A 25374-nucleotide genomic window follows, 5' to 3' on the forward strand; every position below is an offset into this window, starting at 1 on the left:
ATGCCGTGAGGGGGCGTCCACACCATCAAGAGGGGTACCGGACGGGCGTCGTCCGTTTCTTCCGGCCCGGGATGCAAGGACGTATCTTCTTGTCCTGCAAGGCTTCCCTGATCTCAAGTCGCCAGCCAAGGTGATGTCAGGCTGGTGCGGGCCATCTGTCAGACGGCGCGCAACCTTGTTTCCTCATGCGGTGTGAGGGACGTCCAGGTTCCTTGACCCCGAATGCGAAAAGGCAGCGCGAACTGAATCGCGCTGCCCCGGTCTCGTGGCCCGCGATAGGGCCAGTGCGCCCATTTCAGGCCGCGATGGTCTCGCCCGGAGGGGCCTTTGCGCCGGTCATCAGTGCCACGGCGTCGGACATCGTGCAGTCTTCGGGCCGTACCGTGCAGAGCCTGCGCCCCAGTCGGTGCACGTGGATGCGGTCGGCCAGTTCGAACACATGCGGCATGTTGTGCGAGATAAGGATGATCGGGATCCCGCGCGACCGCACGTCCTGGATCAGGTTGAGCACCTTGCGGCTTTCCTTCACCCCGAGGGCCGCCGTGGGCTCGTCGAGAATGATGACCTTCGAGCCGAAGGCTGCCGCCCGCGCCACCGCCACGCCCTGGCGTTGACCGCCCGAGAGGGTCTCGACCGGCTGGTCGATGTTCTGGATGGTCATCAGCCCGAGTTCCGACAGCTTCTCGCGGGCAATCTCGCGCATCTTCGCGTGGTCGAGCTTGCGCAGCCAGCGTCCGGCAGGTCCCGCGGCCCGGATCTCGCGCCCCATGAACATGTTGTCCACGATCGACATCGCCGGGGACAGCGCCAGTGTCTGGTAGACGGTCGCGATGCCCGCCTCCTGGGCCTGCAACGGCGAGGAGAAATTGACCTCCTTGCCTTCGAGGGTGATCGTCCCGCCGTCGGTCCGGACCGCTCCGGAGAGCGCCTTGATGAGCGAGGACTTTCCCGCCCCGTTGTCACCGATCACCGCGAGGATTTCGCCCGGGTAGAGGTCGAAGTCGCAATTGTCGAGCGCGGTGACCCGGCCGTAGTGTTTCTGCAGCCCGCGGGCCGAAAGGATGGGAGCGTTCATGCCGAGACCTTTCTGATCCATTGGTCGATCGCGACCGCGATGATGATGAGCCAGCCGATGGCGAAGACCTGCCAGAGCACGTCGACCCCCGCGAGGCGCAGCCCCGACTGGAAGACGCCGACGATCAGCGCGCCGAAGAGGGCACCGAGGATCGAGCCGCGTCCGCCGAAGAGCGAGATGCCCCCGATGACGACGGCGGTGATCGACTGGAGGTTGCCCTCGTAGAAGGCCTGCGGAGAGATCGAGCCGACCCGTCCGATCGAGGCCCATGCGGCGATGGCGCAGACGAAGCCCGCCAGCGCATAGACCGACATCAGCGTGCGGCCGGTGCGGATGCCCGCGAGTTCGGCGGCCTCTGCATCGTCGCCCACCGCGTAGACGTGGCGCCCCCAGGCGGTCTTGTTCAGCATGTACCAGAGCACGAGGAAGACCAGCACCATCAGGATCGAGCCATAGGTGATCCGCGCGGAGCCGACGGCGATGGTCTCGCCGAAGAACTTGAGGAGCGGCGCCTCGGTGTCGATGTCCTGGCTGCGGATCGACTGGGCACCCGAGAGCCAGAGGTTCAGCGCGTAAAAGATCGACCAGGTGCCCAGCGTGGTGATGAATGGCGGCAGCTTCACCCGTGTCACGAGGAAGCCGTTGAACATTCCCGCCGCCGTGCCGCCCGCAAAGGAGATCAGCAGCGCGAGGAACGCCGGCACGCCGGAGTAGACTGCCAGATTGCCGGCAATCACCGACATTAGCACCATGATTGCCGCGACCGACAGGTCGATGCCGGCGGTCAGCACGATCAGCGACTGCGCCGCGGCGAGGATGCCGATGATCGACACCTGCTGCATGATCAGCGTGAGATTGAAGGCCGAGAAGAACTTCGAACCCGCGACCAGGCCGAACACCGTGACCGCGCCCAGCAGGACGATCACCGGGACAAGCGTGGGGTTGGAATGCAGGACGTGCTGAAGCTGCTCGACGGGGCCGCGGCGGTGCCGTTCGAAGGCGGCGACGCTGCGGTCCGCGCCGTCGGCAACCGTCTCGAATTCCTGCGCGTCACGTCGCGTTGACGGAATGGTCTCGCTCATGATGGCCTCATCTGTGGAAGGGGAGGGCCGGGGGGCGAGTGCCCCCCGGGCAGGTCGACGGCGGTGTCAGGACCGCCGGGCCGACCGCGCGGGGCTCAGCCCCAGCACTTCTCCAGTGCCTCTTCGGAGGTGATCGACGGGATGCCCTCGACCGGCTGGTCGGTGACCAGCTCGACACCGGTGTTGGTGAACTCGAGCCCTTCGGAGGCCTGGGGCTTCTCGCCGGTTTCGGCGAATGCCTTGATCGCCTCGATGCCCATCGATGCCATCTTCAGCGGGAACTGCATCGAGGTCGCACCGATCACGCCCGCTTCGACGTTGCGGACACCCGGGCAGCCGCCGTCGACCGACACGATCAGCGCCTGGCTTTCCAGGCCGACCGCCTTCAGCGCCTCGTAGGCGCCGGCGGCGGCGGGCTCGTTGATCGTGTAGACGAGGTTCACGCCGGGGTCCTTCTGGAGAAGGTTCTCCATCGCGGTGCGGCCGCCTTCCTCGTTACCGTTGGTCACGTCGTTTCCGACGATGCGCGGGTCTTCCTCGTCGCCGATCTTGGTCGGGTCCTTGATGTCGATGCCGAAGCCGTTGAGGAATCCGTTGTCGCGAAGGTAGTCCACCGAGACCTGCGACGGGTTGAGATCGAGCAGCGCGATCTTGGCCTCGGAGGGGTCTTCCATCTTGGCCGCTGCCCATTGCCCGATCAGCTCGCCGGCGAGGAAGTTATCGGTCGCGAAGGTCGCGTCGGCGGCATCGATCGGCTCGAACGGGGTGTCGAGTGCGATGACAAGAATGCCGGCGTCACGCGCCTGCTGGACGACCGGGGTCAGCGCGCGGCTGTCGGACGGGGTGATGAGGATGCCCTTGGCGCCTGCGGCGATGCAGCTCTCGACCGCCGCCACCTGCGTCTCGACGTCACCGTCGAGCTTGCCGGCATAGGTGTTCAGCGTCAGGCCCAGTTCCTCGGCCTTGGCGCTGGCGCCTTCCTTCATCTTCACGAAGAACGGGTTGGTGTCGGTCTTGGTGATAAGACAGGCCGTGGTCTCCTCGGCAAAGGCGGTGCCCGCGCCGAGAACCAGCGCCAGTGCAGAACCTGCAAAAAGTGTCTTCATGGTCATCCTCCCAAAAATGTCACGCGCCGTCTGCCCCTGCGGCAGGTTCGGCGCCTCCGCTCCTCCAAGCGGATTGGCTGTCAAACTGCTGTGATTCCCGTCTTCGGTCAATAAGTAAATCCAATTGATTTATTTATTGACTGGCAGAGCCGCAGCGCGCTTGATAGTGGGAACGGGGAGGGTCTCTCATGGATGGCAATGACCGCATCGGCGCGCGTTCCGGGGTCAATCAGATCGGCGTCCGGGCACATAACGAACGGCTGATCCTGTCGCTCATTCGCCGGAGCGGAGGGCTGCCGGGCGCCGAAATCGCGAAGCAGACGGCACTTTCGCCGCAGACCGTCTCGAACATCCTGCGCAAGCTCGAAAACGACGGCTTCCTGCGCCGAGGTGCGCCGCAGCGCGGCCGTGTCGGCAAGCCTTCGATCCCGATGCAGATCGACCCGGACGGCGCACTTTCGGTCGGCATGAAGCTCGGCCGGCGCTCGGCGGATCTCGCGGTTCTCGACCTCTCGGGCGAGGTGCTGGGTCAGAGCCAGATCACCTATCGCTATCCGATGCCCGACGAGATCTTCGCCTACCTGCGCGACGGCATGGCCGACCTGCTGCACGATCTGACCCGGCGCCAGAAGTCCCGCATCGCCGGCATCGGCATCGCGGCCCCGGCCGAGATCTGGAGCTGGGTCGATGTCCTTGGCGCACCGGCAGATTTCTCGGTCTGGCGCGAGATCGACTTTGCCGCCGAGGTGGCCGCCTTTTCCGACCTGCCGCTGTTTCAGGTCAACGACGCAACCGCCGCCTGCCGCGCCGAGCACGTCTTCGGCCGAGGCCGTGAACTGACGGATTACGGTTACTTCTTCATCGGCTCCTTCGTCGGAGGCGGCGTGGCGCTGAACGGCACGGTTGTCGAGGGGTTGCAGGGAAACGCCGGGGCCTTCGGCGCGATCCGGGTGCCGGGGCAGGGCAGCGGTACGGCGGCATTGATCGACGAAGCGTCTCTCTACCTGCTCGAGACGGCGCTGACCGGGGCCGGGGCGCCTGCGGGCACGCTCTGGCGCCAGCCGCAGGACTGGTCGGGGCTTGGGGCCGCGCTCGACGACTGGATCCTGCGCGCGGCACGTGCGCTCGCCGAAGCCGCACGCACGGTCTGCGCCGTGATCGATTTCCCCGTCATCCTGATCGACGGCGCCTTCCCGACCGAGGTGCGCGCCCGACTTGTCGCAGCCGCCCGCGCCGAGCTCGCCCGGCTTGACCTGCGCGGCCTCACGGCCCCGCGGATCGAGGAGGCAGCGGTCGGTGGCAATGCGCGGGTCATAGGGGCCGCGACGGCGCCGACGATGGCGAAGCTGTTCGAGTTCTAGACCGGCGTCTCTGTCGGTCGAAGCCGGGTCCGCCGGGGATGCCATGCCGGCGTTTTGCATGCTGCACGGGGCTTGGACGAGGCATCAGGTCAGCTTGGGTGGCTGAGGTCACGGCTTCCAGGTCGAATTCTTGAGCAAACGCCTCTTTTTGTCGGTCAGCGGGGGCCCATGACGTGGGCAGCGTCTCATCCGTCCCTTGGCGCAGTGAGACATTGCCCGGCTCGCCAGCTTCTCGTACCGCGCGTCATCCCGGCAATCCCGGCACCTTTGCCGATGTGCCCAGCTCGAACACGCCGCTTGCCCTGTTCCGGAGGGCGGAGACAGCTCTGAAGCGATCCGAGAAGAAGAGTATCGGAACCGGCTTGCAAGGACTGCTGCGGTTGGCTAAACCCCGCTCTGCCGGGTGATTAGCTCAGTTGGTAGAGCGCTTCGTTTACACCGAAGATGTCGGGAGTTCGAGTCTCTCATCACCCACCATGCTACTGCATTGAAATCGCACAAGTGCCTGATAACAGGAACATGCGCCGCCTCTACTGGTACATAGAGGTGGTACCCGATGAGATGCACAATGCCCCAGCCCGTCCTGATTGGATCGACCTACTACCTGCGCGTCCATGTCCCTCGCGACGTGGTGGATCGTGCGAGGGGAACGACTGTATCTCTGCCCATCGGCGACCGTATCTGCCAGCTCAAGCTCACCACACACGCGAAGACCTCGTTGCGGACCAGAGACTGGCCGGAAGCGAAGAGACGCTTCTCGCAGGCTCTTGCGGCGCTGGAGAGCCACTGGGAGGCACTTGGATGCGGTCCCGCTGGTCTGACCCACAAGCAGGCCGTAGCTCTCGCTGGTGAGGTCGTGGCTGACTTCCTCGACATCCTCGAAGATGAGCCGGGATCGCCAGAGATGTGGAAGCGTGTCGCCGAGCTGGACGAGGCGGCAAGAGCTGGCCGTAGCCATCCATTGGCGGTGCCGACAGCGGAAACCAGAGCTGCCGACATTGAAAGTCGCTTCGGAGGACCGGCAGACGCTGCGCTCGCACGGCGCGGCCTTCTCGTCGATGCAGGGGCGCGAAACAAGCTGCTACAGCGGGCGTCTTCCTGGGCGCGCTTGCTGAGCGGCGCCTTCACCCATGCATAGAAGCCGCTCGGTTGGATGCGCAGACACCGGCACATCGCCCTAACGGAGAACTGCCCGCGATGCTCGGCCACGAACGCCGTCGCCATTGGGCTCGAACCAATGGCGCCTCAATGGCTCCACTCACTTTGCTTCCATGGCGAAATACGCGCTCGGCATTGTCCTCGGACCAATGGCGGACAAGCCTTGCCCTTTTTTGGGATGTCACGCTCCTCCGAAACCCGCGCCAGCTCCTTCTTCAGGCGCCGGATCTCGGCGTCCGTCTCCGCCTCTCCCGATGACGCCTTCGCGAACGTCTTCATCCAAGCGTAGAGCGAATACGCGCTGCCCCCCCCCCCCCCCCCCCCCCCCCCCCCCCCCAAACGCTCCGACACTTCCCTGACCGGGTAGCCCCGCTCGGGAATCTGCGCGACCGCGTCCCGCTTGAACTCATCGCTGAACGTGCTGCTGCTCGTCATGGCCTCCTTGCCTCAAAATCAGCGAAGAAGGCGTCCACGGGACACGGGGCTATTCAGTATGGACGGGCCAACATCGAGCCATCGAAGGCGCGTCCGGTAGCTGCATCCTGACGCGAGAGATGCTCCAAGTTTGATTCAGAGCGAAAATTGTACGCTTGTTCACAGCACATTATTCCGAAGTGCGTGTGCATTTGGTGCAAAAAACTTTTCACTGGCGCCCATAGTGCTTACCACCGGCGGGGGCCGGATTTGGCAGGACGAGACGAAAGACAGCACGATGTGGAGCGAAGATCGCTACAACGCCTTCATGGCACGGCAGGCCATCGATGACGAGGACCTGCTGCGGCTGGAGAGCTATACCGCGACCATCGAGCCCGTCGATGGCTCCAAGCGTGAGATGCTGCACCAGCTGGCGATGACGGTGTTCTGGCCGCACCGGGGGCGGGACATCGACCTGTTCCTGAGGCTGGGGCAGGGCTATGTCGCCTGCGACGAGATCGGGCGGCCGCTCGGCTCGGCGATGTATTTCCCGATGGGGCCGGATTTCGCCATGCTGGGGATGATGGTTGTGTCACCGCGCCTGCAATCGCAAGGGGCCGGTCGGCGGATGCTGCGCCGGATCATGCGCGATTGCGCCGGGCGGGATCTGCGCATCACCTCGACGCGGCACGGATTTCGCCTGTATGAATCCGCCGGGTTCGTGCCGGTCTCGACGATCTACCAGCAGCAGGGCATCGTTCGCGAGATCTCCGCGCCCGCGCCAACGGACGGCATGCTGCGCGACCTGACACTCGCGGACCGTGATGCGATTGTGGCTCTCGACCGCTCCGCGACCCATGCCGACCGCAGCGCTGTCTTCGACGCGCTGCTCGAGGTTTCGGACGGTTTGGTGCTGGAGCAGGACGGAGAGGTGAAGGGCTTCGCCATGAAGCGCGCCTTCGGCAAGGGGACAGTCATCGGTCCGGTTCTGGCGGACAGCGACGAAATGGCGATACAGCTCACCGCGCCGCTGCTGCAATCCTGCGAGGGCCGCTTCGCCCGGTTCGACCGGCAGGTCGAGAGCGAGGCAATGGGCGCCTTCCTCGCCGCCGCCGGGCTTGGCGTCTACGATACGGTGACCGAGATGCGGCTCGGTAGCAACCGCCTGTCGCAAGAAGGGCTGCGCGTCTACGGGCTCGCCTCGCACTCGCTGGGGTAGGGGGCACGCGGCCCCCCGCCATTTACGACAGCCGGTCCTTGAGTCCGAACCACATCCCCACCAGCGGCAGGAACCACGGCGTGCCCGAATGCATCGGGATCGTCGGCCAGTCGAGCCCGTCCAGCGGGTTCGTCCCCTCGCGCCCCATCGCCATGTCGGCCAGCGCCTGGCCGATCAGCGTCGACATCTGCGCGCCGTGGCCGGAATAGCCCATGCCGTAGATCATGCCGTCATGCTCGCCCGCTCGCGGGTAGCGGTCCTGCGTCATGCCCACGAGCCCGCCCCAGCAATAGTCGATCTGGATGTCAGCGAACTCGGGAAAGACCTGCGCGAAACTCTTCTTGAGGATCTCGCCGGATTTCGCGTCCGAGCGCTGGTCCGAGGTGGCCGAGAACCGCGCCCGCCCGCCGAAGATGATGCGGTTGTCCGGCGACAGGCGGATGTAATTGCCGATGTTCATCGAGGTGACATAGGTGCGGTTGCCGGGCAGCAGCTTCTGAACCTCGGCGTCCATCAGGGGCCGCGTCGCGATGATGAAGGAGCCGACCGAGATGATGCGCCGCCGGAAATACTGGAAGGGCGAGGGCTTGGCCCGGCCCGCATAGGCGCCGGTGGCGACGATCACCCGACCGGCCTTGAGGGCACCCTTGGGGGTGCTCAGCGTCCAGCCGCTGCCGGACCGGGTGCGCTCGGTGACGGGTGCGGCTTCCCAGATCTGCGCGCCGTGGCGATGCGCCGCCTCGGCAAGGCCGGTGACATAGCGGCCCATGTGCATCATCGCCGTCTTCTCGTAGAGCATGCCGCCGTGGAAGGCGTCCGACCCGATCTCGCCGTCGAGGTCGGCCTTGTCGAGCCAGCGCGTCTCGGGGTCGACCTCGCGGTGGATCAGCTCGTAATTCGCCTTGAGCCCGTCCACGTGGCTTGGCTTCGAGGCGAGCTTCAGCTTGCCCGCGCGGCGGAAATCGCAGGCGATGCCTTCCTCGGCGATGACCTCTTCGATCATGTCGATCGACCGGTCGTAGGCCTTGTAGAGCGCATGCGCCCGCTCGGTCCCCAGATGCGCCTTGGCGCTGGCATAGCCATGGGCGATGCCGTTGTTGAGATGCCCGCCATTGCGCCCCGAGCCGCCGGCGCCGACGTGATCGGCCTCGAGCAGGGCGACCGAGACGCCCTCGCGCGCCAGCTTGCGCGCCGCGTTCAGCCCGGTGAACCCGCCGCCGATCACCGCCACGTCGAAGCTGCCCGCCACCGGGCCGCGCTGCGGGTTGGAAAAGACGGGGGCGGTGTCGTGCCAGTAGGATTGGTATTTCATGGCGAGTCCCTGTTTTCGGTTGCCCCCATCATGACGCGACCGCCACGAAAGCGCCTGCCGCTCTTGCCGGGGACGTGGCAGGAAATTGCTTTTGCGGGGCGGCAAACGGCAGGGGATGCCGAAGCGGCGCGATCTTCGGTGCCGCGCGGGGGCGCTTCGCGGCGATGATGCGGGCAACCCGCAGACAGGAGACCCCGATGACCAAGCTCATCCCGCTGAACACCGCGCCCGAATTCACTCCCCGCGAGGACATCTGCCCCGAGGAGCGCCGCATCGAAGGCATCCCCGAATACAAGACCTGGGAGCTGGACACCGCGATGGCCGAGGCCGCGAAGTGGGGCAAGATCCGCACCGGCGTCTGGGAGGCGACCCCCGGCAAGACCGTGTCGAAGAAGGGCGAGACCTTCGAGTTCTGCCACATCCTGTCGGGCAAGTGCGAGATCGGCGAGGACGGCGGCGAGAGCCATGTCTTCGGCCCCGGCGACAGCTTCATCCTGAAGCCCGGCTTCGTCGGCACCTGGCGCACTATCGAGACCGTGCGCAAGATCTTCATCATCGCGTCGTAAGACGCGTCACTTGATCGTCGCGTCGTGAGCGCGTTCCGCTGACGCGCGGGGCAGGGCGGCAGGAAATTCCGTGCCGCCCCGTCGCCCCGGCCGATCCTGCCGAAGACGCCCCCGCGATCGGCAACCCTCGCGCCCGCGCCGCGCCTATCCTGACCGCAGATCCATTTCCCGGAGCCAGACCCATGCTGACCAACTCCCTCGTCGAGCTTGACCGTCGTCACCTCGTCCACCCCGTGTCCTCTTTCCGGGGCCACGAAGAGCGCGGCGTGCGCGTTCTGACCTCTGCCAAGGGCGCGCGCGTCACCGACGCCGAAGGCCGCGAGTTGATCGACGGCTTTGCCGGCCTGTGGTGCGTCAACGCCGGCTACGGCCATGAAAGCGTCGTCGAGGCCGCCGCCAAGCAGATGCGCGAGCTGCCCTATGCCACCGGCTATTTCGACCTCGGGGCCGAGGCGCCGATCCGGCTCGCCTCCGAGCTGGCAGAGCGCAGCCCCGGCGACCTCAACCACATCTACTTCAGCCTCGGCGGGTCGGACGCGGTGGACAGCACCATCCGCTTCATCCGCTACTACTGGCATTCCAAGGGCCAGCCGGAGCGTGACCAGTTCATCTCGATCCACAGCGGCTATCACGGCTCGACCACGATGGGCGCCGGCCTCACGGCGCTGCCGGGGTTCCACGACGGTTTCGGCGTGCCCTATGACTGGCAGCACCGGATCTCGTCGCATTACATCTACCGCAACCCGCACGGGCAGGACGAGCAGACCATCATCGACGCCTCCGTCGCCGAGCTGAAAGCCAAGATCGAGGCCATCGGCCCCGAGCGTGTCGCGGCATTTTATGCCGAGCCGATCCAGGGCTCGGGCGGCGTGCTGGTGCCGCCGAAGGGCTGGATCAAGGCGATCAAGGCGGTCTGCGAGGCGTATGGCGTGCTCTTCGTCGCCGACGAGGTCATCACCGCGTTCGGCCGCACCGGGCCGCTGTTCGCCTCCGAGGAAGAGGGCATCGTGCCCGACCTGATGACCACGGCCAAGGGCCTGACCTCGGGCTATGCGCCGATGGGCGCGGTGTTCATGCGCAACCACGTCTACGAGACCATCGCCGAGGGCGCGGGCGCCAAGGCGGTCGGCCACGGCTTCACCTATTCCGCGCACCCGGTGTCGGCGGCGGTCGGGCTCGAAGTGCTGAAGCTCTACGAGGGCGGTCTGCTGGAGAACGGGCGCAAGGCCGGGGCGCGTCTGATGGCGGGCCTGCACTCGCTGGCCGATCACCCGCTGGTGGGCGACGTGCGTGGGCGCGGCATGCTCGCCGCCCTCGAACTGGTGACCGACAAGGAGAAGAAGACCCCTCTGCCCGCCTCGGTTCAGCCCGCCACGCGGCTGTTCGATCGCGCGTGGGAGCAGGGGCTCGTGGTGCGCTCCTTCCCGCAGGGCATCTTCGGCTATGCGCCGCCCCTGTGCTGCACCGATGCCGATATCGACGGCATCATCGAGCGCACCCGCACCGTGCTCGACCAGACCCTCGAGGACTCGGAGATCCGGGCTGCGATGGCCTGATGGGGCTGCTGCTTCTGACGAACGAGGCGCGCGCGAAGACCTGGAAACGGGTCTTCGACGACGCCGGAGAGGAGATCATCCTGTCCGAGGCCGCGGTGAGCAATCCCGCGGCTGTCTCGTGCCTGGCCTGCTGGGTGCCGCCCGCCGACCTGTCGGTCTATCCGAACCTGAAGGCGCTGCTGAGCACCGGCGCGGGGGTCGACCAGATGCCGCCACTGCCCGAGGGCGTGGCGCTGGTGCGCTGCGACGTGGCGGGCATTTCCGAGATGGTGCGCGACTGGGTGCTGATGGCGGTGCTGATGCTGCAACGGCAGATGCCGCTCTATCTGCAACAGGCGCGCGCCGGGCAGTGGGAGACGCATCTGACGCGCTCCGCCTCTGCCTTCCGGGTCGGGATCATGGGCATGGGCCGCATCGGCCAGCTTGCGGCCCGCGCGCTCGGCGCCTGCGGGTTCGACGTCGCGGGCTACAGCCGCTCTGGCCGCCCGGTCGAGGGCTGCGAGATCTACGGACCGGACCGGCTGGCGGCGTTCCTCGGGCGGACCGATATCCTCGTCTGCCTGCTGCCGCTGACCGCCGAGACGCGGGGGATGCTGAACGCCGATCTCTTCGCGCAGCTGCCCGATGGCGCGATGCTGGTCCATGCCGGGCGCGGGGCGCAGCTCGACATGGCGGCGCTGCGGGGCGCGCTCGACAGCGGGCGGCTGGCCTCGGCGATGATCGACGTGACCGACCCCGAACCGCTGCCCGAGGGGCACTGGGCCTGGACCCATCCGCAGCTCATCGTCACGCCGCATATCGGTGCCGAGACCGATGCGGAGGCGGGTGCGCAGCATGCGCTCGAGGTCGTCCGAGCCCTGCGCGCGGGCGCCCCGATCCCGGGGCAGGTGGACCGCGACGCGGGCTACTGACCTGCGCCAAAGGGGCGCGGCGCGAAATGCCGCACCCCGCGCGATAACGAAATATTCTGCTGCGAAGACCGTTCAATTCGGCGTTTTGCAGCAGGGTTTCCCGGCCAGACTGGGTTTCAGGAAAGACCCTTGCACGCGCCGTTAACCCTGAAAACCAAGGGCTGCGGTGGGCGCGGGACGGCTCTGGTAAGCCTTCGGCCCACAGCGGCGCAGGGCGTCGGGCGAAACAGAAAATTCTGCGCCGTTCCCGGCGCGAAGCAGAAAGGACCGCCAAGATGGCGACTGAGACCGCAGTGAAACCCCTGACCGCCTTCGGCTACGTCACCTTCGACGTGGTCGGCACGCTGATCGACTTCGAGGGCGCCATCAAGGACGGCCTGGCCGAGATCGCCGCCAAGGAAGGCATCGATGTCGATGGCGAGGCCGCGCTGTCGGTCTACCGCGAAGCACGCTACGAGCCGGGCGCGGGTCTCTTCCCCGATGACCTCGGGCGCTGCTATAGCCGTATCGCCGAAGCCTTCGGCCTGCCGGACACCGAAGAGTACCGCCAGCTGATGGTCGAGCGCGTGGGCGATGCCAAGCCTTTCGCTGACAGCGCCGAGGCGATGGCGAAGCTCAAGGCCCGCTACAAGCTGATCGCGATGACCAACGCCCGCCGCTGGGCCTTCGACAAATACGCCGAGAAGCTGGGCAACCCGTTCTGGGCCGGGTTCACCACCGACGACACCGGCTGCGAAAAGCCGAACCCCGATTATTTCCGGCAGGTGTTCGATTACGTCGGCAAGGACGGCGGCAGCAAGGATGACATCCTGCACACCGCGCAGAGCCAGTACCACGACATCGGCATCTCGCGCGAGCTGGGCATGACCAACGCCTGGATCCAGCGCCGCCACGCGCAGAAGGGCTATGGCGGCACCATCGAGCCCAAGGAATACACCGAGCCCGATTACCATTTCCACGCGCTGATCGAGCTGGCAGACGCCGCCGACGCCGCGTTCGAAGGCTAAGTTCGAGAGATCCAAAGGACCGGGCAGGCGCCAATGACCTGCCCGGCCGCAACAAACAGGGAGAAGACCACGATGAAACCGACGAACTGGACCGGCCGCGACGACGCCCGCGTCGAACATGCGATCCGCAAGGGCGCCTCGCGCCGTGACTTGCTCAAGATGCTGATGGCATCGGGCGTAGGTGCCGCTGCGGGCGGCTCGCTGCTGCTGCGCGCCTCTGCTGCCGTGGCACAGACCCCGGTCACCGGAGGCTCGCTCCGCGCGGCCGGCTGGTCGGCCTCGACCGCCGACACGCTCGACCCGGCGCTGGCGTCGCTGTCGACCGACTACGCCCGGATCTGCGCCTTCTACAACCGCCTGACCGTGCTCGACGAGGCCGGCGGCGTGCAGATGGAGCTGGCCGAGAGCGTCTCGACCGATGACGCGCAGACCTGGGAGATCAAGCTCAAGTCCGGCGTCACCTTCCACGACGGCAAGACCCTGTCGGCGGATGACGTGGTCTACACCCTGAAGCGGCACCTCGACCCGGCGACCGGCTCCAAGGTCAACGCGATCGCCAGCCAGATGTCCGAGATCAGCAAGATCGACGACCTGACCGTGCGCATCGTGCTGAGCGCGGCCAACGCCGACCTGCCGACCATCCTGGCGCTGCATCACTTCATGATCGTCGCGGACGGCACCACCGATTTCACCACCGCCAACGGCACCGGTGCCTTCATCTGCGAAACCTTCGAGCCCGGCGTGCGCTCGGTCGGCGTGAAGAACCCCAACTACTTCAAGGCCGAAGGCCCCTATCTCGACAGCTTCGAGTTCTTCGCGATCGCCGACAACTCAGCGCGGGTGAACGCGCTGATGTCCGGTGACATCCAGATCGCGGCGAACCTCAACCCGCGGTCCATGCGCACGCTGGACACCTCCGACGCGATCAAGACCTCGGTCACCACGGCGGGCAACTACACCGGCCTCAACATCCGTCTCGACATGGAGCCGGGCGCCAGCGCCGATTTCGTGCAGGGCATGAAGCACCTGATGAACCGCGAGCTGATCCAGAAATCGGTGCTGCGCGGCATGGCGGAAATCGGCAACGACCAGCCGGTGTCGCCGACCAACCGCTACTTCAACACCGAGCTGGCCCCGGCGGAGTTCGATCCCGAGCGCGCGCGCCATCACTTCGAGAAGGCCGGCCTCCTGGGCACCGAGATCCCGATGGTCGCCTCGGACGCCGCCGCTTCGTCTGTCGATTACGCCACCGTCATGCAGCAGGCCGGCCGCGAGATCGGCATGAACCTCAACGTCGAGCGCGTGCCCGCTGACGGCTACTGGTCGAACTACTGGCTCAAGGCGCCGATCCACTTCGGCCACATCAACCCGCGCCCGACGCCGGACATCCTGTTCTCGCTGCTCTACGGCTCGGAGGCCAAGTGGAACGAGAGCCACTACAGCTCGGAGCAGTTCGACAGCCTGATGGTCGAGGCGCGCGGCGAGCTCGACGAGGCAAAGCGGACCGAGATGTACTGGACCATGCAGGAGATGATCTCGCGCGAGGCGGGCACCATCATCCCGGCCTACATGGCGAACGTCGACGGCATGGCATCCAACGTCAACGGCCTCAAGCCCAGCCCGCTCGGCGGCCTGATGGGCTTTGCCTTCGCGGAACATGTCTGGCTGAGCTAAGCTCAGGCCCACCTCGCCGGCGCGCATGACCTGCGCGCCGGCTCTTTCCAATTCAAGCCAGACGAGGTGCGACCTTGCGACAAGCGCTCAAACCGTGGTTCCTGGTTCTGCAAAGGCTCGGCATCGCCTTTGTGACCCTGATCATCGTGTCCTTCGCCGTGTTCTTCGCGACCGAGCTTCTGCCCGGAGACGTGGCCGAAGTGCTGCTTGGGCAAGCCGCCACCCCCGAAGCCGTCGCCGCCCTGCGCGAGAGCATGGGTCTCGACCAGCCGGCTCTGAGCAGGTTCATCGGCTGGCTCACGGGGCTTGCCAGTGGCGATCTGGGCACCTCCTACGTCAACAAGATGGCCGTGGCCGAGCTGATCGCCGGCCGCCTCGGCAACTCGCTGCAACTGGCGGGCATCGTGACGCTGGTGTCGGTGCCGGTGGCGCTGAGCCTTGGCATCGGGGCGGCGATGTGGCGCGGGTCGGTTTTCGACCGCGTGGTGTCGATGCTGACGATCTCGGTGATCTCGGTGCCGGAATTCATGGTCGCGACGCTGGCGGTGCTGGTCTTTGCCGTGTGGCTGGACTGGCTGCCCGCGCTGAGCCTCGGCGCTAATGCCGAGGGCTTCTGGGCGATGCTGCGCGCCTACGCGATGCCGGTCATCACGCTGGGCTTCGTGGTCTCGGCGCAGATGATCCGCATGACCCGCGCCGCGGTGATCGAGACGATCAACACGCCCTATGTCGAGATGGCGCTGCTCAAGGGCGCCTCGCGCAGCCGCATGGTGCTGCGCCACGCGCTGCCCAACGCGCTTGGCCCCATCGCCAACGCCATCGCGCTGTCGCTGTCCTACCTCGTGGGCGGGGTGATCATCGTCGAGACGATCTTCAACTATCCCGGCGTCGCCAAGCTGATGGTCGACGCGGTGAGCACCCGTGACCTGCCGCTGATCCAGTCCTGCGCGATGATCTTCTGCGTCAGCTACCTGTCGCTGATCACGCTGGCGGACATGGTTGCCATCCTTTCGAACCCGAGGCTCCGCTGATGACGACACGCACTTCCAGACTTTCCGCGCTGCCGACGCCCCGCAACCTCGGCTATCACTTCAACCTCACCGGCAAGATCGGTCTTGCGGTCATCCTGTTCTGGGGCGTGGTGGCGATCTTCGGCCCGATGCTGGCGCCGTACCCGCCGGGCGAGATCGTCGACTGGGATTACTTCGGCCCGATGACCGGTGATTACTGGCTGGGCACCGATTACCTCGGGCGGGACATCTTCAGCCGCATCCTGATGGGCGCGCGCTATACCGTGGGCATCTCGCTGGCCGCCGTGACCATCGCCTGCGCCGGCGGCGTGCTTCTGGGCATGATCGCCGCCGTCACCGGGGGCTGGTTCGACATGATCCTGTCGCGGCTGCTGGATGCGTTCAACGGCATCCCCTCGCTGCTGTTCGGCCTGGTGACCGTGGCCGCCGTCGGCTCGTCGATCCCGGTGCTGGTGCTGACACTGGCGGCGATCTACCTGCCCGGCGCCTACCGCTTTGCCCGGGCGCTGGCGGTCAACGTCAACACGATGGATTTCGTCACCGTCGCCCGGGTGCGCGGCGAGACAACGCGCTATCTCATCCTGCGCGAGATCTTCCCGAACATCCTCGGCCCGGTGCTGGCCGACCTCGGCGTGCGCTTCGTCTTCATCGTGCTGGTGCTGTCGGGGCTGTCCTTCCTCGGGCTCGGGGTGCAGCCGCCCAACGCCGACTGGGGCGCGCTGGTGCGCGAGAACATCGAGGCGCTGTCCTTCGGTGCGCCGGCGGTGATCTTCCCCTCGGTGGCGATCGCCACGCTGACCATCTCGGTGAACCTCTTCATCGACAACCTGCCCGTCAAGATCCGCGACAGGAGCGAATGATGACCGACCCCCGCGTTACCGTCAAAGACCTGAAGATCGGCGCAACCACGGATTCGGGCCGCGATGTCGAGATCATCCGGGGCGTGTCCTTCGACATCGCCCCCGGCGAGATCATCGCCCTGATCGGCGAGAGCGGGTCTGGCAAGACCACCATCGCGCTGTCGCTGATGGGGCACACCCGGACGGGCTGTGAAATCCGCGGCGGGAGCATCACGCTCGGTCAGGACGACATCACCGCGATGTCCGAACGCCAGCGGGCAGGGCTGCGCGGCACCAAGGTGTCCTATGTGCCGCAATCCGCCGCCGCCGCCTTCAACCCGTCGAAGCGCATCATGGACCAGGTGATCGAGATCACCGCCATCCACAAGCTGATGCCCCGCGCTCAGGCCGAGGCCAAGGCGGTCGAGCTGTTCAAGGCGCTTGCGCTGCCGCATTACGACACCATCGGCGACCGCTACCCGCACCAGGTCTCGGGGGGGCAGCTTCAGCGTCTCGCCGCCGCCATGGCGCTGATCGGCGATCCGGAACTGGTGATCTTCGACGAGCCGACCACGGCGCTCGACGTGACCACGCAGATCGAGGTGCTGCGCGCCTTCAAGTCGGTGATGGTGCAGAGCGGCATCTCGGGCGTCTATGTCAGCCACGACCTTGCGGTGGTGGCGCAGGTCGCCGACCGCATCATCGTGCTCAAGCGCGGCGAGGTGCAGGAGGAGGGTACGACGGAGCAGATCCTGCACGACCCGCAGCACCCCTACACCCGTGAACTCATGTCCGCCTTCGAGCCGAAGGAGCATGTCGCCAAGGTAGTCGAGAGCCGCGACGATCACGTCCCGATCCTCGAGGTCTCCGGTCTTTGCGCCGGTTACGGCGACATGGTGAAGGGCGAGCCCGCGGTGAAGATCCTCGAGGACATCAATTTCCGCCTGCCGCGGGGGCGCAACCTCGGCGTCATCGGCGAAAGCGGGTCCGGCAAGTCGACGCTGGCGCGGGCGGTGTCGGGCATCCTCGCGCCCTACAAGGGCGACGTTCTGGTCAACGGGCACGAGATGCGCCCCGGCCTCAAGGCCCGGTCCAAGGACGAGCTGCGCCGCTCGCAGATCGTGTTCCAGCTGGCGGACACCGCGCTCAACCCCGCGCATTCCATCGGCGCCATTCTCGGACGGCCGCTGACCTTCTATCACGGGCTGAAGGGCGCCGCGCGCGAGCGCCGGGTGATCGAGCTGCTCGACATGGTGCATCTGCCCGCCAACATCCGGCACCGCCTGCCGGGCGAGCTGTCGGGCGGCCAGAAGCAGCGGGTGAACTTCGCCCGCGCGCTGGCGGCAGAGCCGGAGCTGATCCTGTGCGACGAGATCACCTCGGCGCTCGATACGGTGGTGGCCGCCGCGATCATCGACCTGCTGAAGGAACTGCAGCGCGAACTGGACCTGAGCTACATGTTCATCAGCCATGACCTCTCCACGGTCGAGGCGATCTGCGACGACGTGCTGGTGATGTACAAGGGCCGCATCGTCGAGGCGCTGCCCGCGCGCGACATGGTGGCCAAGGCCGAGCATCCCTATTCGCGGCTGCTGATCTCGTCGATCCCGCAGTTGGATACCGGCTGGCTGTCCTCGCTCGAACGCGACCCGGCGCTGGTCGAGGAATTCGCGCTGCGGTGATCCCGAGGCAGGCGCGGGATCAAGGCCGCGAGGCCGCCGCGCCTCGCCGGGCCGCCCCCTCGGCCCGGCGATCTGGTGGGGCTTGGCGGACAGCTTCGAGGTCGCCCGGACGTGGGCAGCATAAATCGAGGGATTCCGCGCTTCGTCTCGCCAGTCCGCGGCCCGTCGAGGCGCGGCTTCGCACCGGGACTGGCAGTCTTCTGATTGTTTTCGAAGAGCCGCGCAGCGACGACGCGCGCGGGGGCGATCCGGCGGTGGATCGGGTGCGCTTTATCGTGCCACATCCGAAGGGCCGCCAAGGGCGCGCCAGGCGTCACCAGATCGCCGCCGCGAGGGGGCGCGTCGGCGATGCGCGGCGGCCTTGCGGCCTCGATTCCGCGCGGGCGGCTTCACCCCTTACAGCTTGTCCTCGAACAGCCGCGTCAGCGGGATATGCGTCTTTGAGAACGGCGTCTTCATCACCACGAAGCCGAAATACTTGTCGATCCCGACCTCGCGGTCGATCAGCCCCTCGAGAATGGTCTGGTAGTCGGAAATCGACGCGGTGATGAACTTCGCAAGGTAATCGTAACCGCCCGACACCAGATGGCATTCGACGCAGCTGTCGACCTTTTCCAGCGCCTCCTGAAAACGGGCGAAGTCGATCTGCCGGTGGTTCTTCAGGGTGAACTCGGTGAACACCGTCAGCGTATCGCCCAGCTTGGCAAGGTCGATCTGGGCGCTGTAGCCGGTGATGTAGCCGGCCTTCTGCAGCTTCTTGACCCGCATCAGGCAGGGCGAGGGCGACAGGTTCACGATCTCGGCCAGCTCGACATTGGTGGTCCGCCCGTTGCGTTGCAGCTCGGACAGGATGCGCAGATCGATGCGGTCGAGTTTGTAGCTGGCGCTCATGCCCTTCGGTCCCGGTGTTTTCCCGGCGTTTCCTCTAGGCGCTAACGACGATGAATGCACCTCAAATCTGCGGCCCCGGAGCGCAGGAAAGCGCACAATCTTCTGCCGTGCGCTGCCCCAAAGCAGCCAAATCTGCTGCCGCCCCCGCGCTTTCGGCAGCACGCGCTGCGCATTAGCGGCAAGAGTGCCCCAAAAGACAGACCCTTCGAGGAGACCGAGATGACCAGCCACAAGATCGCCCTTATCCCCGGTGACGGGATCGGCGTCGATGTCACCGACGCAACCATGCAGGTGCTGAACGCCGCCGGGGCGCGCTTCGGCTTCTCGCTGGAGACCGAGACCTTCCCCTGGTCCTGCGAATACTACCTCGAGACCGGCGCGATGATGCCCGCAGACGGCATCGAGACGCTGCGCACCTTCGACAGCATCTACCTTGGCGCTGTCGGCTGGCCCGACACCGTGCCGGACAGCGTGTCGCTGCACGGGCTGCTGCTGCCGATCCGCAAGGCGTTCACGCAATATGCCAACATCCGCCCGCACCGCCTGCTGGCCGGGGTCGAAGGCCCGCTCAAGGCCGAAGGCTTCGACATCCTGTGCATCCGCGAGAACACCGAGGGCGAATATTCCGGCGCCGGTGGCCGCGTGCACATGGGGCAGGACAACGAGGTCGCGACCGAGGTTGCCGTCTTCACCCGCAAGGGCGTCGAGCGGATCATCCGCTTCGGCTTCGAGCAGGCGATGCAGCGCCGCAAGCACCTGACCTCGGTGACGAAATCCAACGCGCAGAAATACTCGATGGTGTTCTGGGACGAGGTGACGCGCGAAGTGGCCAAGGAATACCCCGAGGTCACTGTCAGCCACATGCACATCGACGCCATGTGCGCCAAGATGGTGATGAACCCTGCCGATCTCGACGTGATCGTGGCGTCGAACCTCTTCGGCGACATCCTCACCGACCTCGGCGCGGCGATCCAGGGCGGGCTGGGCTTTGCCGCCTCCGCCAACATCTGCCCCGATGAGGGCACGCCGTCGATGTTCGAGCCGGTGCACGGCTCCGCCCCCGACATCGCGGGCAAGAACATCGCCAACCCGATCGCCGCGATCTGGTCCGGCGCGATGATGCTGGAGCACTTGGGCGAGACCGAGGCTGCCGCCGCGATCCTCACCGCCATCGAGGCCGCGACCGCGCAGGGTGTCGGCACCCGTCCGGGGGCCAGCACCACCGAAGACATCACCAAGGCCGTTCTGGCCGCACTGGAGGCGTAAGATGAACCTCAAGGACAACGACCTGTTCCGCCAGGCGGCACTGATCGGCGGCGAATGGATCGCCCGCGACGACATGGCCGTCATCGACCCGGCGACCGGCGCGGCGATGGGGCACATGCCCGACTGCACCGCCGAGGAAACCCATGCCGCCATCGCCGCCGCCGAGGCCGCCATGGTCGAGTGGAAGGCCCGCACCCACTTGGAGCGCGCCGACCTGCTGATGAAATGGTACGACCTGATGGTCGCCCATGCGGACGACCTGGCGCTGATCCTGACCACCGAGCAGGGCAAGCCGCTGGCCGAAGCAAAGGGAGAGATCCTCTACGGCGCCTCCTTCGTGCGCTGGTTCGCCGAGGAAGCGCGCCGCATCAACGGCCACATCATCCCCAGCCCGGTGCCGGGCAAGAAGATCTTCGCGATGAAGGAGCCGGTGGGCGTCTGCGCCATCATCACCCCGTGGAACTTCCCCAACGCGATGATCACCCGCAAGGTCGCGCCCGGCCTCGCGGCGGGCTGCACCATGGTCATCAAGCCGTCGGATTTCACCCCCTATTCGGCGCTGGCGCTCTGCGTTCTGGCGGAGCGGGCGGGCATTCCTGCGGGTGTGCTGAACTGCGTGACCGGCCGCCCCGAGGCGATCGGCGGCGCGCTGACCTCGTCGCCGGTGGTGCGCAAGCTGTCCTTCACCGGCTCGACCCGCGTCGGTGCCCTGCTGGCCGAGCAATGCGCCCCGACGCTGAAGAAGATGTCGCTGGAGCTTGGCGGCAACGCGCCGTTCATCGTCTTCGACGACGCCGACCTCGATGCGGCGGTCGAAGGGGCGATGGCCTCGAAGTTCCGCAACGGCGGGCAGACCTGTGTCTGCGCCAACCGTCTGCTTGTGCAGTCGGGCATCCATGACGCCTTTGTCGCGAAGCTGGCCGAGAAGGTCGATGCGCTCAAAGTCGGCGCGGGCACCGAGGACGGCACAACCATCGGCCCGATGATCAATGCCGCCGCGATCACCAAGATCAACGCCCATGTCGAGGATGCCCTGTCCAAGGGCGCGGCCCGCGCGACCACGCCGCGCGATCTGGCGCCGCAATTCGCCGACCCGGTGGTGCTGATTAATGCCACGACCGACATGCAGCTTGCAGGCGAGGAAACCTTCGGCCCCGTCGCCCCGGTGTTCCGCTTCGAGACCGAGGAAGAGGCGCTGACCATCGCCAACGGGACACCCTTCGGCCTGGCGGCGTATTTCTTCACCACCGACATGGCCCGCGCCTTCCGCTTCGGCGAGGCACTCGAGGTCGGTCTCGTGGGCCTAAACACCGGCGCGGTGAGCCACGCCGAAGCCCCATTCGGCGGCGTCAAGGCATCGGGCCTTGGCCGTGAGGGTTCGCAGGAAGGCATTGAAGAATACCTCGATACCAAGGCCTTCCATTTCGGAGGGCTCTGATCGACTGCTCGGGGCCATCGGTTTCAGCGGATGGCCTCGAGGATCCTCGGCTCAATCACTCTGGCCGGCCCAGATGCTGCAACCGGCCCCCGGCGGCATCGACGTGCCAAGGCGGGATCGCAACAATCCGTATTGGGAGGCGGTCATGTCGAAGATCATCACGGTCGGACTGGATTTGGCGAAGAACGTGTTTCAGGCGCCACGGCGCAGAAAGCGAAGGCAGAGCTATTTTGCGCAGGTAGCTCAGAAGAGCTCAGGCGATTGAGTTCTTCGCCAAATTACCGCCTCGCCTGATGGCGATGGAGGCTTGCGGTGGCGCGCATTTCTGGGGGCGGGAATTGTCGAAGCTCGGTCACGACATCAGGCTCATCCCGCCCGCCTACGTGACGATCCCATGAGGAGGAGATCGGCGCCGCTGGCTCTGAAAGAGTTGGGGCGTCCACCTTCAATATGGAGATGACGAGTCCTTGCATAGCGAAGCCGACGCCTTGGGCCGCAGGAACATCCTTCTCACTGCAGCAAATAATCCGATTGCAAGCCTGAGCGCGTCTACAGGCAACCACATCCACGCCCAAATCTCCGAAGCGCGCGCCTTCACACGATTGAGGCTGGGTTGGGCACAGGTGGAACAGGTCAACTTTTCGGAGCTCTCGGCCCAATCCTGCCGTTCGAAGCGACCGTCGATGCGGCTCCGCAGCGTCACCGAACCGGCCATTCGTCGTTCGCGCAGTATTTTTCGTGGGCTAATGTCGGCAGAGCGGATCTTTCTGCCGGTTGCTGCGCTCGCGAAGCAAGAGCGTCCGTATCACCGATATCGCCCCGCGGAGCTTGCTGAAACGCCGCGCGGAATCATGGCGCCAGCGATCCGGCCCGGCTATGCCTCCCGGTGTCTCGCAGCCCTTTTCACGGAAGAACCTGCTGTTCGGGACACGATCTCATCATGGGTCGCTGCGAACCAAGCACCAAGTCTGGACGGGTCTCCCTCCATGCGGAAGTGTTCGTTTGCCAGTGCCGCCTGCTGAACCTGCACCAGGCTCGGGGCCGAGGTGTAGAGCTGGTTCAATCGCTGCGCAACTTCAGCGGTCACATGGATGGTGATGTCGCCGACTTCGGCCGGTGTCACGCCTGTGCGGAAGCTGGGCACGCCGTTGGTGATCTCAAACCGAAGCCCCTGGAAAAGGCCCGGTGCGATTTCGGACCCGTCGATATAGTGCTCGACCAGCGAGACGCTCAGGTCTGCGGGCAGGTCTGCCGCGCGGGCGGCGGTCACAAGGACCTCGCCGACCATGGCGAACCAGTCGGGGCTGCCTGCGGCGTATGTGATTTCGGGTGACATGGTGGTTCCCCTTGCCGGGCCACCGGAGGAAGAAGCTCCCCCGGTGGCAGGTTGCGATCAATCGATGGTCAGGACGATCTTGCCCTGGATATGGCCTTCGGCGGCGCGCTCATGGGCACGGGCGGCCTCGGCCAGCGGCAGGGCGGTGTCGGTCACCACGCGGATCGTGCCGTCCGCCAGCAGGGGCGCCACGGTATCAAGCTGCGCACCGCTGGAGCGCACCTGTGTCGAGGAGACGGTGATGCCCAGACGATCCGCCTCATCCTTCCCGTCGAAGCCCAGCGGGTTGACGATGAAGAGCGCCCCGCCGGGGTTCATGCAGGCAAGGAAGCGTGCCGCAGCGGCGCCGCCGACACAATCGAGCACCAGGTCTAGATCCGTGCTGACCTCTTCGGGTTTCACCTGCGTGTAGTCGATCACCTCGTCCGCGCCGAGGTCGCGCAGAATCTCGTCATGAAGCCCCGAAGCGACGGCGATCACATGCGCGCCCTGCCATTTGGCGACCTGAAGCGCGAGGTGACCGACGCCGCCCGCCGCGCCGTTGACCAGCACGCGCTTGCCCTTCAGCGGCACGGGGACATGCGGAACCGGCTGGAACGGGTTCGGCGCGTCGTGGCCGACCTCGACCAGGAACTGCCAGGCGGTCAGAAGCGACATCGGGGCGCCTGCGCCCGCGACGTGGTCGATCCCGTCGGGCTTGTGGCCGACCTGTGCGGCGGGCACCAAGACGTATTCGGCATAAGCGCCCGAGCCTTCCATGATCGCATCGGGGAAGCGCATCATGGAGTAGACCTCATCCCCCGGCGTGAAGCCGGTCACGTGTTCGCCCACCAGATCCACCACGCCCGAGACATCGGTGCCGAGGATTAGCGGGAAGTTCTCTTCAGGCCGCCATTCCGGGGGCAGTGCGCTGTAGCCGTCGCGCAGATACCAGTCCGGCGGGTTGAGGCTGGCCGCCTTCACGCGGATGCGGATCTCGCCCTTGGCGGGTTCGGGGATCGGAGCGTCTTCGTAGGTCAGCACGTCGGGGCCGCCGAAACTGTGCTGGCGTACGGCTTTCATCATCTGGGTCATCCGGAGTTCCTTCGTAAGACCGTTTTCGGGTCCGTGTGTGATGACGGGTAGATACGCGCGCCCTTCGAGGTTTGTAATTCCTCGGAAAGTCAGTTGAGTTGTGCCGTCATGGAACAGATCGGACTCGAGCGCCTGACCGGCCTCATCGCCTTTGCCCGCACAGCCTCGCTCGGCAGCTACTCGGCTGCGGCGCGGGCGTTGTCGGTCTCGCCCTCCGCCGTCAGCAAGAGCGTGCGGCGGCTGGAAGACCAGCTGGGCGTCGCGCTCTTCACCCGCACCACGCGGTCGATTGCCCTGACCACGGAGGGACAGGAGCTGCACCAGCGCGCGCTGCGCCTGATAGAGGCGGCCGAGGACATCGAGCAGACGGCGAACTCCCTGCGATCAGACCCTGTCGGGCGGCTCAGGATCGCGGCCCCGCTGCCGCTCGGTATCCACGTGATCGCGCCCGCCCTGCCGCGCTTTCGTGCGCGCTACCCGGACGTCGTCATCGACCTGCGGCTGAGCGACCGGATGGTGGACCTCGTCGAGGACGGCATCGATGTCGCGGTCCGGATCGGCGCGCTTGCGGATTCGCGCCTGCTGTCGCGCAAGCTGGCCGTGCAGAGGCTTAGCTGTTTTGCCGCGCCCGCATATCTTGCGGCGCGTGGGCACCCGCAGCGTCCGGCGGACCTCGAACATCACGACACGGTCGCCCTGCGCTACCAGAGCTCCGGGCTGCTGATGCCCTGGCCGTTTCAGACGGGCGAGCGCATCACCGAGATCCAGCCCGACGCCGCGATCACGGTGGATGCCAGTGATGCCCTCATCCAGACGCTGCTGGCTGGTGCGGGGATCGGCATGACCTCCACCCTTCTGGCGGCGCCGCATGTCTTGCGCGGGACGCTCATCCCGGTGCTGGACGCCTTCATGGTCGAGCGCGGCCCGATCACCGCGATCTGGCCGGAGAGCCGCCGAAGCACCCCATCGGTCCGGGCGTTCCTGGACTTTCTGCAGGCGGAATTTCAGGGTCCAAACCGCTGAACACCGCGTTCGGCCCCCTTGCCGGGGCATCGATGGACGTCAGCAAGACACGGGCACCGTGCGTATCCCGCGGGTCGAGTGATCAATCGTGACCTGCTCCCCATAGAGACCGCGTTTATGAGTTAGCTCTGTTCAGGGTGTGGTCCTCTACTGACCGTTGGTGATACTGCCACGGGGTGAGCCCGTCGAGGCTCGTGTGGGGGCGGTGGTGGTTGTGGTCGTCGCGCCATTCGGCGATCAGCTCCCGGGCGTGGCGCAGGTTGGCGAACAGGTGCTCGTTAAGGCACTCGTCCACGGCTCGGCAGGGCATTCCGCAGGAATGTCCCGTGTATGGACGCCCCCGGGGCTGCAAG

22 protein-coding genes, 1 tRNA gene and 2 pseudogenes are annotated in these 25374 nt (G+C 66.2%); 16 read left to right on the forward strand and 9 right to left on the reverse strand.

The genetic code is table 11. The annotated features are described in order from the left end of the window. Window positions 1–295: 295 nt before the first annotated feature. From D6860_RS24330 to D6860_RS24340, 3 genes are all read right to left on the reverse strand, one after another. Entirely contained in the window at window positions 296–1075 is a 780-nt protein-coding gene (locus tag D6860_RS24330; protein ID WP_229743376.1) for an ATP-binding cassette domain-containing protein, read from the reverse strand. Further along, a complete protein-coding gene (locus D6860_RS24335; protein WP_076623464.1) occupies window positions 1072–2157 on the reverse strand; it encodes an ABC transporter permease in 1086 nt (361 codons plus the stop codon). Before D6860_RS24335 ends, D6860_RS24330 begins: the two co-directional genes overlap by 4 nt. A 95-nt stretch (window positions 2158–2252) precedes the next feature. After that, window positions 2253–3263, reverse strand: coding sequence for a sugar ABC transporter substrate-binding protein (locus tag D6860_RS24340; RefSeq protein ID WP_017468957.1), 1011 nt, complete (start codon window positions 3261–3263; stop codon window positions 2253–2255). A gap of 188 nt (window positions 3264–3451) precedes the next feature. Here D6860_RS24340 and D6860_RS24345 point away from each other — a divergent pair, with 188 nt between their 5' ends. The 3 genes from D6860_RS24345 to D6860_RS25405 all read left to right on the forward strand — a co-directional run bounded on the left by D6860_RS24345 (window position 3452) and on the right by D6860_RS25405 (window position 5762). Further along, window positions 3452–4624 carry an ROK family transcriptional regulator gene (locus D6860_RS24345; protein WP_076623465.1) on the forward strand — a complete coding sequence of 391 codons (1173 nt, stop codon included), beginning with the start codon at window positions 3452–3454 and terminating at the stop codon, window positions 4622–4624. A gap of 401 nt (window positions 4625–5025) precedes the next feature. Beyond that, window positions 5026–5101: transfer RNA gene (locus tag D6860_RS24350), tRNA-Val, on the forward strand. A gap of 91 nt (window positions 5102–5192) precedes the next feature. After that, window positions 5193–5762, forward strand: coding sequence for a DUF6538 domain-containing protein (locus D6860_RS25405; RefSeq protein ID WP_017467470.1), 570 nt, complete (start codon window positions 5193–5195; stop codon window positions 5760–5762). On the opposite strand, the pseudogene D6860_RS24355 reads toward D6860_RS25405, so the two are convergent. Next, a pseudogene (locus D6860_RS24355) lies at window positions 5693–6217 on the reverse strand (transposase); the annotation flags it as partial. The gene D6860_RS25405 and the pseudogene D6860_RS24355 sit on opposite strands and share 70 nt — an antisense overlap. Window positions 6218–6494: 277 nt before the next feature. Between D6860_RS24355 and D6860_RS24360 the strand changes: the two are divergent. Further along, window positions 6495–7415, forward strand: coding sequence for a GNAT family N-acetyltransferase (locus D6860_RS24360; RefSeq protein WP_017467469.1), 921 nt, complete (start codon window positions 6495–6497; stop codon window positions 7413–7415). 22 nt (window positions 7416–7437) lie between these two features. Here D6860_RS24360 and D6860_RS24365 read toward each other — a convergent pair whose 3' ends face one another. Next, on the reverse strand, window positions 7438–8727 hold the full coding sequence (locus D6860_RS24365; RefSeq protein WP_076623467.1) for an NAD(P)/FAD-dependent oxidoreductase: 1290 nt from the start codon (window positions 8725–8727) through the stop codon (window positions 7438–7440). Window positions 8728–8924: 197 nt separating this feature from the next. On the opposite strand from D6860_RS24365, the gene D6860_RS24370 reads away from it, so the two are divergent. The 8 genes from D6860_RS24370 (at window position 8925) to D6860_RS24405 (ending at window position 17993) form a co-directional block, all read left to right on the forward strand. Next, window positions 8925–9293, forward strand: a complete 369-nt coding sequence (locus D6860_RS24370) for a cupin domain-containing protein (protein WP_017468329.1) — start codon at window positions 8925–8927, stop codon at window positions 9291–9293. Window positions 9294–9475: 182 nt separating this feature from the next. Continuing rightward, complete coding sequence (locus D6860_RS24375; RefSeq protein ID WP_076623468.1) at window positions 9476–10849, forward strand: aspartate aminotransferase family protein; 1374 nt, start codon at window positions 9476–9478, stop codon at window positions 10847–10849. Continuing rightward, on the forward strand, window positions 10849–11760 hold the full coding sequence (locus tag D6860_RS24380; protein ID WP_076623469.1) for a 2-hydroxyacid dehydrogenase: 912 nt from the start codon (window positions 10849–10851) through the stop codon (window positions 11758–11760). Before D6860_RS24375 ends, D6860_RS24380 begins: the two co-directional genes overlap by 1 nt. 275 nt (window positions 11761–12035) lie before the next feature. Beyond that, window positions 12036–12767, forward strand: a complete 732-nt coding sequence (locus D6860_RS24385) for an HAD-IA family hydrolase (RefSeq protein ID WP_017469664.1) — start codon at window positions 12036–12038, stop codon at window positions 12765–12767. 72 nt (window positions 12768–12839) lie between these two features. Then, window positions 12840–14441, forward strand: a complete 1602-nt coding sequence (locus D6860_RS24390) for an ABC transporter substrate-binding protein (RefSeq protein WP_076625352.1) — start codon at window positions 12840–12842, stop codon at window positions 14439–14441. 74 nt (window positions 14442–14515) lie between these two features. Next, on the forward strand, window positions 14516–15472 hold the full coding sequence (locus D6860_RS24395; RefSeq protein WP_076623470.1) for an ABC transporter permease: 957 nt from the start codon (window positions 14516–14518) through the stop codon (window positions 15470–15472). Then, on the forward strand, window positions 15472–16332 hold the full coding sequence (locus D6860_RS24400) for an ABC transporter permease (protein WP_076623471.1): 861 nt from the start codon (window positions 15472–15474) through the stop codon (window positions 16330–16332). The genes D6860_RS24395 and D6860_RS24400 overlap by 1 nt, the downstream gene beginning before the upstream one ends. Beyond that, complete coding sequence (locus D6860_RS24405; protein ID WP_076623472.1) at window positions 16332–17993, forward strand: ABC transporter ATP-binding protein; 1662 nt, start codon at window positions 16332–16334, stop codon at window positions 17991–17993. The genes D6860_RS24400 and D6860_RS24405 overlap by 1 nt, the downstream gene beginning before the upstream one ends. Before the next feature lie 396 nt (window positions 17994–18389). Here D6860_RS24405 and D6860_RS24410 read toward each other — a convergent pair whose 3' ends face one another. After that, window positions 18390–18884 carry an Lrp/AsnC family transcriptional regulator gene (locus tag D6860_RS24410; protein WP_076623473.1) on the reverse strand — a complete coding sequence of 165 codons (495 nt, stop codon included), beginning with the start codon at window positions 18882–18884 and terminating at the stop codon, window positions 18390–18392. A 219-nt stretch (window positions 18885–19103) separates the two neighbouring features. Here D6860_RS24410 and D6860_RS24415 point away from each other — a divergent pair, with 219 nt between their 5' ends. From D6860_RS24415 to D6860_RS24425, 3 genes and pseudogenes are all read left to right on the forward strand, one after another. After that, window positions 19104–20150 (forward strand): tartrate dehydrogenase, encoded by a 1047-nt coding sequence (locus tag D6860_RS24415; RefSeq protein ID WP_076623474.1) that lies wholly within the window; start codon window positions 19104–19106, stop codon window positions 20148–20150. Window position 20151: 1 nt separating this feature from the next. Beyond that, window positions 20152–21588: an NAD-dependent succinate-semialdehyde dehydrogenase gene (locus D6860_RS24420; RefSeq protein ID WP_076623475.1), complete on the forward strand. Its 1437-nt coding sequence runs from the start codon at window positions 20152–20154 to the stop codon at window positions 21586–21588. 145 nt (window positions 21589–21733) lie between these two features. Further along, a pseudogene (locus D6860_RS24425) lies at window positions 21734–21974 on the forward strand (IS110 family transposase); the annotation flags it as partial. A gap of 488 nt (window positions 21975–22462) precedes the next feature. Here D6860_RS24425 and D6860_RS24430 read toward each other — a convergent pair. Both D6860_RS24430 and D6860_RS24435 read right to left on the reverse strand, forming a co-directional pair. Continuing rightward, window positions 22463–22924, reverse strand: a complete 462-nt coding sequence (locus tag D6860_RS24430) for a hypothetical protein (protein WP_076623477.1) — start codon at window positions 22922–22924, stop codon at window positions 22463–22465. 57 nt (window positions 22925–22981) lie between these two features. Further along, entirely contained in the window at window positions 22982–23998 is a 1017-nt protein-coding gene (locus D6860_RS24435) for an NADP-dependent oxidoreductase (protein WP_076623478.1), read from the reverse strand. Window positions 23999–24106: 108 nt separating this feature from the next. On the opposite strand from D6860_RS24435, the gene D6860_RS24440 reads away from it, so the two are divergent. Continuing rightward, window positions 24107–25021, forward strand: a complete 915-nt coding sequence (locus D6860_RS24440; protein ID WP_076623479.1) for a LysR family transcriptional regulator — start codon at window positions 24107–24109, stop codon at window positions 25019–25021. A gap of 115 nt (window positions 25022–25136) precedes the next feature. Here D6860_RS24440 and D6860_RS24445 read toward each other — a convergent pair. Continuing rightward, the coding region (locus D6860_RS24445) for an integrase core domain-containing protein (protein ID WP_371683212.1) at window positions 25137–25374 on the reverse strand (238 nt) is incomplete at its 5' end.

Source organism: Salipiger sp. D13, from assembly GCF_003703915.1.
Classification (GTDB): Bacteria; Pseudomonadota; Alphaproteobacteria; order Rhodobacterales; family Rhodobacteraceae; genus Salipiger; species Salipiger profundus.

Bases quoted from the DNA above. Each gene is read 5' to 3' on its own strand.
- D6860_RS24360 (WP_017467469.1), top strand. From the start codon at position 6,495: ATGTGGAGCGAAGATCGCTACAACGCCTTCATGGCACGGCAGGCCATC.
- D6860_RS24340 (WP_017468957.1), bottom strand. From the start codon at position 3,263: ATGAAGACACTTTTTGCAGGTTCTGCACTGGCGCTGGTTCTCGGCGCG.
- D6860_RS25405 (WP_017467470.1), top strand. From the start codon at position 5,193: ATGCCCCAGCCCGTCCTGATTGGATCGACCTACTACCTGCGCGTCCAT.
- D6860_RS24380 (WP_076623469.1), top strand. From the start codon at position 10,849: ATGGGGCTGCTGCTTCTGACGAACGAGGCGCGCGCGAAGACCTGGAAA.
- D6860_RS24375 (WP_076623468.1), top strand. From the start codon at position 9,476: ATGCTGACCAACTCCCTCGTCGAGCTTGACCGTCGTCACCTCGTCCAC.
- D6860_RS24410 (WP_076623473.1), bottom strand. From the start codon at position 18,884: ATGAGCGCCAGCTACAAACTCGACCGCATCGATCTGCGCATCCTGTCC.
- D6860_RS24370 (WP_017468329.1), top strand. From the start codon at position 8,925: ATGACCAAGCTCATCCCGCTGAACACCGCGCCCGAATTCACTCCCCGC.
- D6860_RS24335 (WP_076623464.1), bottom strand. From the start codon at position 2,157: ATGAGCGAGACCATTCCGTCAACGCGACGTGACGCGCAGGAATTCGAG.
- D6860_RS24415 (WP_076623474.1), top strand. From the start codon at position 19,104: ATGACCAGCCACAAGATCGCCCTTATCCCCGGTGACGGGATCGGCGTC.
- D6860_RS24430 (WP_076623477.1), bottom strand. From the start codon at position 22,924: ATGTCACCCGAAATCACATACGCCGCAGGCAGCCCCGACTGGTTCGCC.
- D6860_RS24345 (WP_076623465.1), top strand. From the start codon at position 3,452: ATGGATGGCAATGACCGCATCGGCGCGCGTTCCGGGGTCAATCAGATC.
- D6860_RS24440 (WP_076623479.1), top strand. From the start codon at position 24,107: ATGGAACAGATCGGACTCGAGCGCCTGACCGGCCTCATCGCCTTTGCC.
- D6860_RS24385 (WP_017469664.1), top strand. From the start codon at position 12,036: ATGGCGACTGAGACCGCAGTGAAACCCCTGACCGCCTTCGGCTACGTC.
- D6860_RS24420 (WP_076623475.1), top strand. From the start codon at position 20,152: ATGAACCTCAAGGACAACGACCTGTTCCGCCAGGCGGCACTGATCGGC.
- D6860_RS24390 (WP_076625352.1), top strand. From the start codon at position 12,840: ATGAAACCGACGAACTGGACCGGCCGCGACGACGCCCGCGTCGAACAT.
- D6860_RS24435 (WP_076623478.1), bottom strand. From the start codon at position 23,998: ATGACCCAGATGATGAAAGCCGTACGCCAGCACAGTTTCGGCGGCCCC.
- D6860_RS24365 (WP_076623467.1), bottom strand. From the start codon at position 8,727: ATGAAATACCAATCCTACTGGCACGACACCGCCCCCGTCTTTTCCAAC.
- D6860_RS24330 (WP_229743376.1), bottom strand. From the start codon at position 1,075: ATGAACGCTCCCATCCTTTCGGCCCGCGGGCTGCAGAAACACTACGGC.
- D6860_RS24405 (WP_076623472.1), top strand. From the start codon at position 16,332: ATGACCGACCCCCGCGTTACCGTCAAAGACCTGAAGATCGGCGCAACC.
- D6860_RS24400 (WP_076623471.1), top strand. From the start codon at position 15,472: ATGACGACACGCACTTCCAGACTTTCCGCGCTGCCGACGCCCCGCAAC.